Source organism: Candidatus Cryosericum terrychapinii (genome assembly GCF_003570925.1).
Lineage (GTDB): Bacteria > Caldisericota > Caldisericia > Cryosericales > Cryosericaceae > Cryosericum > Cryosericum terrychapinii.
The window spans coordinates 45,103-59,650 of the sequence record NZ_QXIS01000014.1 but is presented as its reverse complement, the minus strand read 5'-3'; the positions used below and the strand labels follow the sequence as shown (position 1 = coordinate 59,650).

Below are 14,548 nucleotides of genomic sequence, written 5' to 3'. Positions count from 1 at the left end.
GGGCCAAGGAACAGGAACGACCCGATGGGCTTCGTAGGATGCTTGAGTCCCGCACGAGAGCGCCTCAAGGCCTCTGCCATGAGGGCCACAGCCGGGTCCTGCCCAACGACTCTGGTTCGGAGAGCGTCCTCGAGGTGAAGCAGCTTTGCACGTTCATCCTCAGCAAGCCGCGCGGCTGGAATGTTAGTCCACAGAGCCACAACGGCGCGAATATCATCCGGGCTCACAACGGCTTCTCGTGCAGCCGATGCCACAAACGAGCTGCCTTTCATCGTCTCGATCTTGTCGTGAACGTCCCGCTCCTGGTCTCGCAGACCCGCCGCCTTCTCGAACTCCTGGTTGCGAATGGCGTCGTCCTTCTCTCGCTCGATCTTGTCGAGCTCGTCCTGCAGTTGACGGTATTCGTCGCTCGGAACGGTAGAAGCAAGCCTTACCTTGGCGCTGGCTTCATCCATAAGGTCGACTGCCTTGTCCGGCAGGAACCGGCTCGTAATGTACTTCACAGAGAGCCTGACGGCAGCCTCGATGGCCGCGTCCGTAATGGTTACTTGATGGTGAGCCTCATACTTGTCGCGCAGTCCCTTCAGGATCTCGATCGACTCGGGTACGGTGGATTCGCTGACGACGATCGGCTGGAATCGGCGCTCGAGCGCCGGGTCTTTCTCGATGTATTTGTGGTACTCTCCAAGCGTGGTGGCTCCAATCGTCTGAAGCTCTCCTCTCGACAACGCCGGCTTGAGGATGTTGGCCGCATCGATAGAACTTCCTTCTGCAGATCCTGCCCCCACAACGTTGTGCAGCTCGTCAATGAATAGAATGACAGTGTTGCCAGCCGTCTTCATCTCGGCCAGAAACTTCTTCATCCGGTCCTCGAATTCGCCACGGTATTTGGTCCCGGCCACAAGGCTTGGAATATCAAGCGAAATGACGCGCTTGTTCTTGAGAAGTTCAGGCACTTCACCCGCGACGATTTTCCGTGCCAGCCCCTCGACGATGGCCGTCTTGCCTACGCCGGGGTCACCGATGAGAACGGGGTTGTTCTTGGTTCGTCGCAACAGTATCTGAAGCAACCTCTCAGTCTCCTTGTCACGGCCGATGACGGGGTCGAGCTTGCCCTGACGAGCCATCTCTGTCAGATCGCGACTGTACTGATCGAGCGTCGGCGTTTTGGTGCGCTGCCGCGGCTGGTGACCCGGGCGCTGGGACTCCGTCGTGTGCTCGGTCCCACGCAACGAGAGAACCGTGTTCACGAGCTTCGAAACATCGACACCTTCATCCTCCAGATGTCGAACACCCACACCCCCACCCTCGTGAACGATCGCCAGCAAAATGTGTTCCGTAGAGATATACCCATCTCCGAGGTTGATAGCCTCGCGCTCAGCCAGGTCCAGGACCTTCTTGGCCCTTGGCGTGAGGATGATCTCATCATTCCTGCCGAGAAAGTTGTTATGCTTGACCCCTCGCACCTGATCGGAAACGTAGTCGACCAGTTTGTGAAGGTCGATGCCACTGGCAACCATAGCCTCATACGCTATACCTTCTTCCAGCTTCGCAAGACCAATCAGGAGATGGTCTGTGTCGAGGAAGTCGTTGCCCAGCGAGCTGGCCGATTCCTGCGCCATCCATACGGCCTTTTGAGCACGTTCTGTCAAGTTTGCCCAGTTCATGGAATAATGCCTCCGTTCCCGGCGCTGCATGTAACGCCAGCGGGGGCCGGACCCCCGCATGTCTGTTTCTATGATAGTTTACCGCGCCGATGGCTTTCGTCAAACGGCTGACTGTGGCGAGAGCGGGCCGGCATCATGGTTTGACTTGTTCTGCCACCACATGTAGAATCCATAGGGTAGACTCTTGAAGGCAAAGGGGGATGCTATGAATGACAAGGTCGACGCAGGAAGTACGGCGCGTGACTGGTTCGCAGAACTGACAGCTCGCATCCCGAATTTTGTGGGCTATCAGGGCAAAGACCAGCGCCGCACTGCCGACAAGATGGTGCGAGATACCATGGTGTTCAAGCTGGACGACCTCAGGGAAATCCTTTCCGACGTCATCGAGAAGGCAAACGACGCAGAAACGTCGGTCATCGACGACATCTCCAAGATCCTTCGAACAATGAACGAACTGCGTGACAAGGTAGAGTTTCTCGGATACGGCGATACGACGTTCTTCACCGATGAACAGCTCGACCCCGATTTCCTGTCAAGGGTCTATCAACTGGAGACACAGATATACGATAATCTTGATGAACTCGAGACTGCGTTCGAGTCGCCCAAGGACCTTGGCCGGCGAGATACACTGAGAGACATCCGGAAGCGTCTCGAGGTCATCTCGCAGGACTTTGCCGCTCGCAAGGAGACGCTGAAGTCACTACAGTAGCGCCGCACATGTCTGCTCTTCGCGGAACCCTGTGTACCGTCACTCCGTGTCGACAACCAGGAGGCACCACTTGACTATGGAACACGCCACCTCACCCAGACGCCATGCTCGTCCGCGGCTTAAAGCCGTACTCGGATGGCTCCTTGTCGCGATACTGGCAGTCGGAATTGCCGGGAGCGCCTTTGTCGTTCTCCTCTTTGCACACTACTCGACTCAGGTACCCCCTGTCGGATCACTGTTTATCCAGACGCCTAAGGCTTCTCAGGTGTTCGACCGCAACGATAACCTTCTCTCGTCAGTGTACTTTGCTGAGAACCGCCTGCCCAAACAGCTGGCGGACATTTCCGAGATCGCCATCAAGACGCTAATTGCCTCGGAAGATGAGCGATTCTTCAGCCATGGTGCCATCGATTTCCACGGCATCATAGCAGGACTCCTTATCGACCCACTTCTCGGACGGGGTATTCGTGGAGCGAGCACCCTGACACAGCAACTTGCACGTCAGGCCATCCTCCATGACACTGACGTCACGATAGCACGGAAGGTCAAGGAGATCATCGTTGCATACAGGCTTGAGAAGCAGTATACGAAGGAAGAAATCCTCAACATGTACCTCAACTACGTGTACTTTGGCAACGGCCTCTATGGCATAGAAGCGGCTGCGCTCGGGTACTTCGGCGTGCATGCACGGGACCTTGATGCAGCTCAGTCGGCAATGATCATTGGCGTTCTCCCTGCCCCATCAGCGTACAACCCCTATGTCGACCTGACGCGGGCCACCGAGCAGCAGCAACTCGTGCTGCGCAAGATGGTGCGCAACCATTACCTGACGCAGGAGCAAGCCGACACCGCAGCGGCCGAGAAGCTCACGCTCAAGAACGGCATGCGGTCCCCCTATGGAAGCATCGGGTGGTTCGTCGACTACATCAAATCCATCGTCGAGAAGCAGTATGGCGCTGAGATGCTGTATCAAGGGGGACTGCGCATCTATACGACGATCGACCCCAAGCTCCAGGAAGCGGCGCTATCAGCCGTCCAGAAGGTCTGGGACCAGGCCAAGAAAGACAAGGTGTTCGTCGAGAGCGACCGCGATTCCCTTGGGGTCTTCCAACCCCAGGTAGGCATGGTGAGCGTCGACCCCAGAACTGGCTACATTCTGGCCATGGTAGGCGGAACCAACTACGACGAGACGAACTTCAACCGCGTGCTGGCACCCAGACAACCAGGTTCGACGTTTAAGCTCTTCGACTATACCGCAGCATTCGACAATGGCGTAACCTTCCCGTCCGAGATTGTCGCTTCGCAACCTACGGACTTTGGCGGCTGGAGTCCTCCGGAATGGCTGGGTACCAACCAATGGTTTGGCCGGATCTCGGTGGCCAATGCCATCAAGGAATCGTCCAATATCATCGCTGCCAAGACAACACTCAGGGCAGGGCTCGACAGGGTCATCTACTATGCTCGCAAGATGGGCGTCACGTCCCCTCTGAAACCATATGTGTCTCTCGCCATCGGCAGCTTCGAGGTCTCGCCCCTGGAAATGGTCGAGGCATACTCGACGATCGCCAATGGAGGAGTCCGGATCACGCCCTATCCAATCCGGCGCATCGAAACAGAGGACGGCACGACGATCGAGGAGCACAACTTCGCTGCAACCCGGGTCGTGCCATCCTCCACAGCCTGGCTTGTGCAGGCAATGCTGAGGGGCGTGTACGAGAACACTCCCAACGCGCGTATCAGCGGGCTGCAGGCGGCCGGGAAGACCGGCAGCACCAACGACTGGCGCGACGCGTGGTACGATGGCTTCACTCCCGAACTCTGCACGGTGATCCACATAGGAGCCGACGCTGCGCGGGCACAGATGTCTGCCATCCGGAATGCAGGCTCGCGGTTCCCCGCCATGACATGGAAAGCATACATGCTGGAGGCTATCAAGCTTCAGAAACAAACATACTTTGGCCCCAAACCCGACGGAGTATCGGTACGCACAATCTGTGACACCTCAGGATTGCTCGCTACCGCAGCCTGTCCTGCATCCTCGACTCACTCCTCGTACTTCCTGTCGAGCCACGTACCCACGCAGACGTGCACGGTTCATCCACCGATTCTTCAGACCGTACGACTCGCGGCCGAGGATCCGACCAAGCTGGCTCCGACCGACTGGCCTGATAGCAGAGTCGTCGTCAGGACCATGCTCCGGGACCAAGTTCCTACGGAAGTCTACGAAGAGCAGATCACGTCGGGCAGCGAGCTCAGCGTGACTGCATTTCCAGAACAGTTCAAGGTCGGACAGCAAATGACGCTCAGTCTCAACGTGGTTCAGCCCGTCGGATCAGCCGCCGTATCATTCGACGTGTATATCGGAGGATCGCTCGTCACCTCAGCTTCGTCACTGCCCGTGACGGTGACCTACGCGCCGACCTTGGCAGGTTCTCTGGAGATCGCGATCGTGGGCCGATCTGCTGCACTTGATACCGTTTTTCAAGCGGCGTCCACTGTCCAGGTGCAACCTTAGCGCCTGGACCTTTCCCTCAGGGGGCCCACCTCGCGAATCTGCAGAGGCTCTCGGTCCCAACGCGATGCGCATGCGGAGCGAAACACTGAGAGCCTTCCAGCTCCTGCGGGGGAAAGGACCGGAAGCCATATCACCAAGGTGTACAACACAGCACAGACACCGTGCGCACGGATGTTGGCTCGAAAGGATGTTGCAGAACAGACGAAGGAACACCTGCGAGCAATATGCGCAGTGCTAGACATGACAACATTTCTCCACGAGATCTTCCTGTGCCAGGACCGACTGGATGAGATCGCCCGGAGAAGGCAACCCCTGCTCATCAAGAAACGTCGCAGCTACGCCCCCATTGCTGGTGAGTTCACGACCTGATGGTTCACCTCCATTCCTACGTGAGCTGACACGGTCTATACGGGAAGCTGGACAATTCCCGACACATATGTGGCTAGTGAATGAGTCGATTAGCTGTCTCTATTGACTGCCAATACTAAGAGCCTAAGATAAGTAGCGCCTAAGGAGGTAAAAAATGAAAACAGATTTGAGAGGTAGAGATTTCATTAGCGTACTCGACTTCAACCGAGAGGAATTGGAAACAATTCTTGACGTTGCCAAGTGGCTCAAAATGAGAAATGCCGTGGGTGAACCACAGGCAGAAATCCTCAAAGGAAAGGTTTTGGGATTGCTTTTTGCATCGCCTTCAACGAGAACTCGACTTTCTTTTCAAACAGGGATAGTTCAGCTTGGTGGGTCTGCTCAGGTCTATAATCCTGAGGAATTGCAACTTTCCCACAAGGAGTCATGGAAGGATACTGCCGAAATGATTTCGAGGTTTTTGGACGGTTTTGCAATTCGTCTCTATGATCTCAAGACCCAGATGGGCGCAGAAACATACGAATATGGAGATGCTAGAAATGTTGTAAGAGGAATAGCTGAATATGCGAATATCCCCGTAATCAATATGCTTGATGACAAGGAGCACCCCTGTCAGATCATGGGTGATATTCTCACGATGATGGAGAAGTTTGGTGGCTTAGAACATGCTAGAAACAAGAAGATCGTCATGTCATGGGCATATGATGAGAGAGCCAAATCGGCAGGAGTACCCCAGACAATGATTGCTGCAGGCTCTACGCTTGGGTTGAATATTACTCTTGCCTACCCTGACGAGCCAGGGCTTTACGATCTTGACAGTGAATATGTCGACTTTGCGAGAAAGGCAGCGACAGAAAGTGGCGGTTCTCTCTCGATTGAGCATGACATCTGGAAAGCATCAAAAGACGCGGATGTTATCTACGCCAAATCCTGGGCCAGGAATCCCGACAAACATGCTGAAGTGGGTAAGAAATACAAGGATGATTGGTGTATTTCACATGAGCATTTCAAGGTCGCCAGCAAGAATGCTGTCTATATGCATTGTCTCCCTGCTCGTAGAAACTTTGAAGTCACTGATCTCCTTATTGATGACCCAAAGATCTCTATTGTTAATGATGAGGCAGAGAACAGGCTTCATGTTCAAAAAGCAATCATGTCCTTGATAATGAGATAATTCTGCAAGAGAAGATTTAGGAGATTTAAAGAAAGAGGAGTTCATTATGGGAAAAAGACAAATCAGGATTTTTGCCTTTGGTGGCAATGAAGTTGCCCCTGCTGGTTTGGTTGATGAAAATGGAAAAGCTATTATCCCCGATATTGCTATGCAGTGGAAAAGAACAAAACAAACCTGCGAGTATATATCAAACATCGTAAATTCTTTTCCTGAGGATGATTACATTCTTACGCACGGTAATGGCCCTCAGGTAGGTAATGTTCTTCTTCGCTCAGAGTATTCAAGGCCCATACTTCCTCCTCTTCCCCTTGATGTGTGCGGGGCAGATACTCAGGGCTCGATGGGGTATATGTTGGCACAGATTCTTGCAAACCAGCTAAAGACAAAAGGCATCAACAAACAGGTCGTGAGCATTGTAACACAGGTTGTCGTTGGTAAAGATGACCCTGGCTTCCAGAACCCTACGAAGTTTATCGGCCCATCTTACACAAAAGAACAAGCAATGGAAAGAGCCCAGATAGACGGGTGGGTCGTTAAACTATACAAGAAAGACCAAATAGGCAACGAAATCTGGAGAAAGGTTGTCCCATCACCTATACCCCTTGATATAGTTGAGGTTGATCTCGTTGAGGCGGCACTTGAAAAAGGTATGGTACCGATAACAGTTGGTGGTGGTGGTATCCCTGTTGTCATGGAAGAGCCTGACGAAAATGGTGTTTATCACAGTAACTATGGCTTTACTTTTGAAGATGGTAAAGATTTGAAGGTTTACAGAGGGGTTGAGGCAGTGATAGACAAGGATCTTGCTTCTGCTTTACTTGGTACGATGCTCATAGAGAGAGCAAAGGAAAAGGGAGAAGTTGTTGATGTCACACTAACCATATTTACAGGAGAAGATGGAGCCAAGCTTCACTATCAGAAGCCTGATCAGGTTGACCTGAGACATTTGACTCTTGAAGAAGCAAAGAAATACTATTCTGAAGGGCATTTCCCTGCTGGCAGTATGGGACCCAAGATTCTTGCAATTATCAAGTTCCTTGAAGGCGGCGGCAAGAAAGCCTATATTTCCTTGACTTCGAAATATCTTGAAACGCTAGAAGGAAAAGCCGGGACGACGATCGTTAGAGAATAATGTAGTCCAGGGAGGCGGCAATGGACCTTTATGGTAAGGATCTAATTACTACGCAGGACTGGGGAAAGGAAGGGCTTGATGAAGTCCTTGCCCTTGCAAAAGGCATGAAGAAGCATAGGTATGAAGAGCCATACACTGAAATCCTCAAGTACAAGACTTTCTTCATGTTCTTCTATAATCCTTCGGTGAGGACGAGGCAGTCTTTTGAGGCGGCGGCCACAGAACTTGGAGGGCATGCTCAATTTCTCGAGCCAAAAGCGATGAGATTGAAGTCAAAAGATAAAGCAGGCGAAACGATAGAGGATGCGGCAAGTATCATGTCCAGATACGGTGTTGGTCTTGGAATAAGGATTCTTGAAGATGCTGTTGAGCAGTACGGCGATGGCGAAACATTGCTTAGAGAATATGCGAAATATGCATCAATTCCCATTGTTTCAATGGCTCATGATAAGTATCACCCCTGCCAGGGGCTTGCAGACCTTATGGGATTGCAGGAACACATGGGAGATGTCAAGGGCAGAAGAATAACTATGATGTGGGGGTATTCCTCAATGGTGCGTTCCTGGAGCTCCGTTCAGGAGGATATCCTCCTTCTTCCAAGATATGGAATGAACTTCACTCTGGCATATCCTGAAGGTTTTGACCTTGATCCGGAAGTTATTGAGACAGCAAAGAAAAATGCTGAGAAAGCTGGAGCAAAGTTTGAAATAACCCATGACAGGTTTGAAGCAGTTAAGGGTGCTGATGTTGTCTATTCAAGGAACTGGATGAGTCCAAAGAGATATGCCGTTGGCAAAGAAGAAGACCAGAAGCTCGCCCTTCAATACAAGGATTGGAGGTTCACCTCAGAGCTTAATAATTTGACGAACAAGGCCTATTTTATTCACCCTATGCCGGTTGATAGAGGAAATGAAGTGGACGATGAAGTAGCAAGTGGCCCTCGTTCAATCATTTACGATATTGCGGAAAACAGGCTCCATGCCCAAAAGGCCATAATGGCCCTCACAATGGCCTCTGGCTGGAAATAGTTCATCCTGGCTTCAGAAGCTCTTCTATGGGTTCATATTTGCTTTTCTCTAGAGGCAATAGTATGAAATTCATCTAGAAGAGCTTTCTTGGTTGTGTCCAACATTGTTCGCAATTTGGCAGTTCGGAAACCACCAGCCAGACCACGGAGTATTCCGCGTCGAGGGGTCGGTTGCGGAACTCCTCGACCATCCCATCGACCCCTTGTTGACCTCGTTCACCTGCGAGGCGCTGATGTGATCGATACCCAGGCCCTTCGAGACCCCGTTGCGCCAGGCCTCTTGGCGGATCTCGACCGGCGCCCGCTCGATCCGTTTCTCTCCGCCACGAAAAACGGTATGAACACTATCATTGGGAGCTTCATAATAGCTAGGGGAGAACAAGAGCACGAGGAACGTGCAAGTTCCGGAATAGGTGTTTTGTTGGACAGCTTCTGGTATAAGGCAATTGTCGGAGCTTTGTTTGCTCTATTTGCTGGCGAATGTATAATTTAAGTATAAGGAGCTGAAAAAGGAAATCCATCGGGACAAACCGATGCGATAAAATGGAAGTTACCAAATGGCCATTTAGGCCTCAACTGAAGGTCATGAGGTCAGAATTGCAAACAGATTCTAAAGGGCTTGGAACAGCACTGGTCACCTGAGCAGATTATTGGCCATTATGGCATGGACCTTTGCACCGCAACGATCTACCGTGCCTTGAGGAGCGGCTTGTTACCAACCGTTCTCCGAGAAGAACTCAGGCAGCAAGGGAAATGCCACAAAGCAGGGGGCGAAGAACGAAGAGGTACGATCCCTGATTGTATATCCATCGATGATAGGCCAGCCACAGCAACAACGAATGATCCAGGCGGGTGAGGAAGTAACCTCGCCCGCCTTTCTGTTAAGGAGGAGTAATGTCTTCAGTTCTTGGGCTGAAATGCATGAAGTGCGGACGCGAATACGACCCTTCCGCAACCCGCTATGTCTGTCCCACCTGCGGCAATGACGGAATCCTCGAAGTTCTGTACGACTACGATCGGATCCGAACGGTCCTCACCACGGAACAGCTGGAGAATGACCCCGATCTCTCGATGTGGCGTTATCTTGCGCTCCTGCCCGTCGAGGAACGTCCTCCATCGCTGACACTCCACATCGGCTGGACGCCGCTGTATGCAAGCAAACGTGTTGGTCCCCAACTAGGACTGCCCCATGTGTGGTTCAAAGATGACGGGCGCAATCCAACAGCTTCATTGAAAGACAGGGCCTCCGCCATCGCCATCGCCAAGGCAGCCGAATTTGGCGAGCACATTATTACAGCCGCAACGACGGGCAACGCAGGTTCCAGTCTGGCAGGGCTTGCCGCGAATGCAGGAGTCGCCGCATACATCTTTGCGCCTGTATCCGCGCCTGCGGGAAAAATAGCGCAGTTGCGAGTATTCGGCAGCCATCTGTTCCTTGTCGATGGCAACTACGACCAGGCATTTGACCTGTGCATGGACGCAACGGAACGATTTGGGTGGTACAACAGAAACACGGCCTTCAACCCCTACATGGTCGAGGGCAAGAAGACCGTTGCTCTCGAGGTCGCCGAGCAACTGCGCTTCGAAGCACCAGACAAGGTCATCGTCTCGGTTGGGGATGGCTGTATTGTCTCGGGTGTCGCAAAGGGATTCCGCGACCTGTTGACCCTCGGACTCATCGACCATGTGCCCCAACTCATCGCGGTCCAGGCTGAAGGTTGTGCTCCGATTGCACGCGCAGTTATCTCCGGCGAACCGGTTACCTACCTGGAGAATCCAACATCGTGCGCCGACAGCATCGTGGCCGGCATTCCGCGCAACCATCTCATGGCGGTACGCGACATCAGGTCCAGCGGGGGTATGGCGGTCACTGTCTCGGATGATGAAATCATCGACGCCATAGGGTTCCTGGGCAGGAACGAAGGTATCTTCGCTGAACCGGCCGCTGCCGCTTCCGTGGCCGCACTGCGTAAACTGGCCGACGGCGGTGACGTGCACCAGGAGGACCGCATTGTTGTCCTGATCACCGGAAACGGGCTGAAGGATGTTCAGAACGCCCTCAAGGTGAAGGGCACCAGCATGACGATACCACCGATTATTGATGCAGTGGAACAGGCGATTGCAGACGGGTTCTGATCTTGTGCGCCTCCTGTACCTCAGACACCGTCGGCGCCAGTCATGAATCATTCTTGCAAATGACTGCGTTGCTTTTTGGCCACTGGACACTAAAATTCAACATGAAGACCGTATCCTCAGGAAGGAGACACCAATGCTGAGCCTGGAACTGATTCGCCAGCATCCTGACCTCGTGAAGGCCGGGATAGCAACAAAGAACGAAGGGCCGCAGATGGTCGACGAGATCCTTGAGGTCGACAGGGAGAGGCGAGACCTGCTTCAGAAGGCGGACGAACTCAAGCATCTCCGCAACGAAGCCAGTGAGCAAATCGCCACACTCAAGCGCTCCAAGCTGGATGCTTCAACCGCCATCGCCGAGATGAAAGACGTCGGCTCACACATCGCGGAGTTGGACGGCCGCGTGAAAGTGGTCGATGCGCACCTTCGGGCCTTGCTGCTCTGTATCCCAAACCTGCCTGAAGCGTCGGTCCCCGTCGGCAAGAGCGACAAAGAGAACACTGTCGTGTTTACATGGCATGAGAAGCCGACCTTCACATTTGTTCCGAGACCTCACTGGGAGATTGGAGAATCTCTGGGCATCATTGATTCTGCTGCGGGCGCAAAGATTTCCGGCTCACGCTTCTACGTTCTCAAGGGACTGGGTGCAAAGCTGGAGAGATCTCTCATCTCATGGATGATCGACGTACACGTCCAGGAAGAGGGCTATACGGAGATCCTGCCGCCCTATCTGGTCAATCGAGAGTCGATGACAGCAACGGGACAACTGCCAAAGTTCGCGGACGACCTTTACCATACAGACACCGACGACCTGTTCCTTGACCCGACGGCCGAGGTTCCAGTGACCAATTTGCTCCGGGACGAAATTGTCCGTGAAGAAGATCTGCCCATCAAGTATGTCGCCTACACAGCGTGCTTTCGAAAAGAGGCTGGTGCCGCGGGCAAGGACACCCGAGGCATCATCCGCGTCCACCAGTTCAACAAAGTCGAGATGGTCAAGTTCGTCAAGCCGGAAGATTCATATCATGAGCTGGATCTGCTCATCGAGAACGCCGAGGGCATTCTGAAAAAGCTGGACCTTCCGTATCATCGTAGCAAGATGTGCACCGGCGACCTTGGCTTTGCGGCCGCAATGAAGTTTGACCCCGAGGTCTGGATGCCCGGCCAGGATCGATACGTCGAGATAAGCTCCTGCAGCAACTTCGAAGACTTTCAGGCGCGCAGGGCAAACATCCGGTACCGTACCAGAGATGGCAAGATCGCATTCGTCCACACCCTCAACGGCTCAGGGCTCGCTGTGGGCAGAACGATGGCTGCGATTCTGGAGAACTACCAGCAGGAAGACGGCAGCGTGAGAGTGCCGGACGTGCTGATTCCATACGTGGGAACAGACGTTATCTGCTGACGAGAACCAGGCAAGTGCGAAATCCCCGGTTAGCGAGCCTTCTGGCTCGTTTTGACAACCGGGGATTGTTCTGTAGACTTGTTTCAGAGCGTGGAGGGGTGGCCGAGCGGTTGATGGCACCGCACTTGAAATGCGGCAAGGTTAACGCCTTCGGAGGTTCAAACCCTCTCCCCTCCGCCATTGCAGTGGCCCAGAAGTGCCTGTCGGGCATACCGACAATACAAGCGGGAGGCGTGCGTGGGAGTAGTCTCTAGTCTGGACCTTGTCATTGTGACCGGCCTGAGTGGTGCTGGCAAGACGAAGGCCATGGGATACCTTGAGGACCTTGGGTACTACGCCATGGACAATCTCCCAATTTCTCTCATGAGCCAGTTTCTGGACCTCGCCTCACAAACCGATGGCAGAATAAGCAAGATAGCGGTGGCCCTCGATGTGCGCAGCTCAGGGTTCAAGACCCAGTTTCATTCTATGCTTCAGCGACTCAGAGCGCGCGACATTCATCCTCGTGTCATCTTCCTGGAAGCGTCGTCCCGAGTTCTGGTGAACCGTTTCTCCGAGACACGCAGGCGCCATCCACTTCCTGGAAGCACTGTCTCAGAGAGCATCAGGAACGAGAGGGGACTGCTTGCCGAGGTACGGGAACTGTCGAGCGTTATCATCGACACCACTGACCTCACCGTAAGTGAGCTGAAGGACCGCGTGCGCGAGGCGATTCTCGGATCGCAGGAATCGCAGACTCTCACCATCAATATCGTCTCATTTGGCTACAAGAACGGCCTGCCGATCGACTTGGATCTTCTCTTTGACGTTCGCTTCCTGCCCAACCCATACTACAACGGAGACCTCGTGCATCGCACAGGCTTCGACAGGGGGGTCATTCTCTATGTTCTTCACGAACCCTATGCCCAGCAGTTTTTCGCTCGCCTGGCCGACTTCGTCGATTTTGTGCTCCCACACTACCAGGAAGAAGGAAAGAGCTACCTTACGATCGGCATCGGATGCACAGGCGGCAGACACCGATCTGTCGTGATCGCAAACATGCTCTACCACCACCTCAAGCCACGGGCGAAAGTGGTACACGTGTTCCATCGGGACCTCCAGAAGTGAAGGGGCACAGACAGACACTTTGGTACTGGCTCGTTCCCGGCATTCGCGTCAAGAGGTACCTCTTGCTGTTTGCTACGGGAACAGCGCTTCTTGTTGTCGCCATCGACGGATTGCTTCAGACGCCGGGCACGTCATGGCTGCTGAACCTGCGACCGTCCATCCAGCACGTGCTTCGTCGTTTCCTCCCTTCCGGAGCAGTCTCTGCAGTTTTCGGGGTCTTTTGCGGCATCGCCGTGACAGTGTCCGCTGGCCTCATAGTTCTAGCAGCGACCCTTCTAGCCCGTTCTGTGCTGGCTGCGATCACTGGGTCCGTTCCCAGGGAGTCCGTCGCACGGACGATCTACCGCTACCGCATGGCCGAGTCTCTTCCACGTGTTGTCATTATCGGTGGAGGAACCGGCATCAAGCCGGTCATCGAGTCACTCCGAACGGAAAATGTCAAGCTCACTACTATTGTCACGATGGCAGATAGTGGGGGAAGTACCGGACGCCTTCGTGAGACCACTGGAATGCTGCCTCCAGGCGATTTCCGGAACGCTCTCATCGCCATGGCAGGTGAGTCGACACGCAGTGCCCGCCTCCTCGCCTATCGTTTCCCGGAGCAGCTCGAAGGAGTCGGCGGTCACAACATCGGGAATCTTATGATTGCCGCTCTGAGCGACATCAAAGGGAATTTTGGCGATGCAGTGCAGGAGCTGTCGGAACTCATGCAGTTGCCCGGCCAGGTTCTGCCGATGTCTCTGGACAACATCTCATTGCGGGCACACTTCACCGATGGTACGACGATCGATGGCGAAGACCAGGTTCCCCTCCAGGGCAAGACAATCGACACCATCGAAGTACTGCCACCTCATGCCAAGCCGTTTGTCCCCGCACTCGAAGCGCTGTCTCAGGCAGACTACATCCTCATCGGCCCTGGTTCCCTCTTCACAAGCCTGATACCACCGCTATCCATCGAGGCAACTGCTGACACGATCATGCGCTCTTCAGCCACGAAGGTACTGGTCGTGAACGCGATGACCGAACGAGGGGAAACGGAGGGCTACACCGCAGGCATGCACCTTCACAAGGTTGAAGAAGTCCTTGGACGGTCTTGTATCGACATGATCCTGTTGAGCAGCACCCCTATCCCTGCCGAGACGCTGGGGCGGTACGCTTCCGCCGGGGTCAATCCCGTCTCGAATGATCTCCCGAGAAGTCAGCATCCACGGATCGTCGAGGCCGATATCTGCTCAACCGCTGATGGCCTCATTCGCCACGACCCAGGCAAGCTTCGCATCGTACTGAGGTCGCTCCTCGGGCTGTAGACG

At 53.8% G+C, this 14,548-nt stretch carries 12 protein-coding genes and 1 tRNA gene; 12 read left to right on the top strand and 1 reads right to left on the bottom strand.

Features of this window, described 5'->3' with window-relative positions:
* A partial coding sequence (locus SMC7_RS02755) for a Clp protease N-terminal domain-containing protein (RefSeq protein ID WP_165845083.1) occupies positions 1-1,667 on the bottom strand: 1,667 nt, incomplete at its 3' end.
* Between the two features lie 205 nt (positions 1,668-1,872).
* Here SMC7_RS02755 and SMC7_RS02750 point away from each other — a divergent pair.
* From SMC7_RS02750 to SMC7_RS02695, 12 genes are all read left to right on the top strand, one after another.
* Positions 1,873-2,376, top strand: a complete 504-nt coding sequence (locus SMC7_RS02750) for a hypothetical protein (RefSeq protein ID WP_119088850.1) — start codon at positions 1,873-1,875, stop codon at positions 2,374-2,376.
* A gap of 76 nt (positions 2,377-2,452) precedes the next feature.
* On the top strand, positions 2,453-4,891 hold the full coding sequence (locus tag SMC7_RS02745; protein ID WP_119088849.1) for a transglycosylase domain-containing protein: 2,439 nt from the start codon (positions 2,453-2,455) through the stop codon (positions 4,889-4,891).
* A 240-nt stretch (positions 4,892-5,131) separates the two neighbouring features.
* Positions 5,132-5,260 (top strand): hypothetical protein, encoded by a 129-nt coding sequence (locus tag SMC7_RS07525; RefSeq protein WP_279386256.1) that lies wholly within the window; start codon positions 5,132-5,134, stop codon positions 5,258-5,260.
* Between the two features lie 154 nt (positions 5,261-5,414).
* A complete protein-coding gene (locus SMC7_RS02735; protein WP_119088847.1) occupies positions 5,415-6,434 on the top strand; it encodes an ornithine carbamoyltransferase in 1,020 nt (339 codons plus the stop codon).
* A 46-nt stretch (positions 6,435-6,480) separates the two neighbouring features.
* Entirely contained in the window at positions 6,481-7,566 is a 1,086-nt protein-coding gene (locus tag SMC7_RS02730; protein WP_119088846.1) for a carbamate kinase, read from the top strand.
* Positions 7,567-7,586: 20 nt separating this feature from the next.
* Positions 7,587-8,594, top strand: coding sequence for an ornithine carbamoyltransferase (locus tag SMC7_RS02725; protein ID WP_119088845.1), 1,008 nt, complete (start codon positions 7,587-7,589; stop codon positions 8,592-8,594).
* Between the two features lie 234 nt (positions 8,595-8,828).
* On the top strand, positions 8,829-9,086 hold the full coding sequence (locus SMC7_RS02720) for a hypothetical protein (protein WP_119088844.1): 258 nt from the start codon (positions 8,829-8,831) through the stop codon (positions 9,084-9,086).
* Between the two features lie 401 nt (positions 9,087-9,487).
* Complete coding sequence (locus SMC7_RS02715; protein WP_119088843.1) at positions 9,488-10,729, top strand: threonine synthase; 1,242 nt, start codon at positions 9,488-9,490, stop codon at positions 10,727-10,729.
* A 133-nt stretch (positions 10,730-10,862) separates the two neighbouring features.
* Positions 10,863-12,131, top strand: coding sequence for a serine--tRNA ligase (serS, locus tag SMC7_RS02710; protein ID WP_119088842.1), 1,269 nt, complete (start codon positions 10,863-10,865; stop codon positions 12,129-12,131).
* A gap of 92 nt (positions 12,132-12,223) precedes the next feature.
* A tRNA-Ser gene (locus SMC7_RS02705) sits at positions 12,224-12,311 on the top strand.
* A gap of 57 nt (positions 12,312-12,368) precedes the next feature.
* Positions 12,369-13,238 carry an RNase adapter RapZ gene (gene rapZ / locus SMC7_RS02700; RefSeq protein ID WP_165845082.1) on the top strand — a complete coding sequence of 290 codons (870 nt, stop codon included), beginning with the start codon at positions 12,369-12,371 and terminating at the stop codon, positions 13,236-13,238.
* Positions 13,239-13,300: 62 nt separating this feature from the next.
* Complete coding sequence (locus SMC7_RS02695) at positions 13,301-14,545, top strand: gluconeogenesis factor YvcK family protein (protein ID WP_165845081.1); 1,245 nt, start codon at positions 13,301-13,303, stop codon at positions 14,543-14,545.
* The last annotated feature ends 3 nt before the right edge of the window (positions 14,546-14,548 follow it).

What these genes read in the sequence shown, in the direction of transcription:
- SMC7_RS02725 (WP_119088845.1), top strand. Translation starts at nt 7,587, where the DNA reads ATGGACCTTTATGGTAAGGATCTAATTACTACGCAGGACTGGGGAAAG.
- SMC7_RS02715 (WP_119088843.1), top strand. Translation starts at nt 9,488, where the DNA reads ATGTCTTCAGTTCTTGGGCTGAAATGCATGAAGTGCGGACGCGAATAC.
- SMC7_RS02745 (WP_119088849.1), top strand. Translation starts at nt 2,453, where the DNA reads ATGGAACACGCCACCTCACCCAGACGCCATGCTCGTCCGCGGCTTAAA.
- SMC7_RS02735 (WP_119088847.1), top strand. Translation starts at nt 5,415, where the DNA reads ATGAAAACAGATTTGAGAGGTAGAGATTTCATTAGCGTACTCGACTTC.
- SMC7_RS02730 (WP_119088846.1), top strand. Translation starts at nt 6,481, where the DNA reads ATGGGAAAAAGACAAATCAGGATTTTTGCCTTTGGTGGCAATGAAGTT.
- serS (WP_119088842.1), top strand. Translation starts at nt 10,863, where the DNA reads ATGCTGAGCCTGGAACTGATTCGCCAGCATCCTGACCTCGTGAAGGCC.
- SMC7_RS07525 (WP_279386256.1), top strand. Translation starts at nt 5,132, where the DNA reads ATGACAACATTTCTCCACGAGATCTTCCTGTGCCAGGACCGACTGGAT.
- SMC7_RS02750 (WP_119088850.1), top strand. Translation starts at nt 1,873, where the DNA reads ATGAATGACAAGGTCGACGCAGGAAGTACGGCGCGTGACTGGTTCGCA.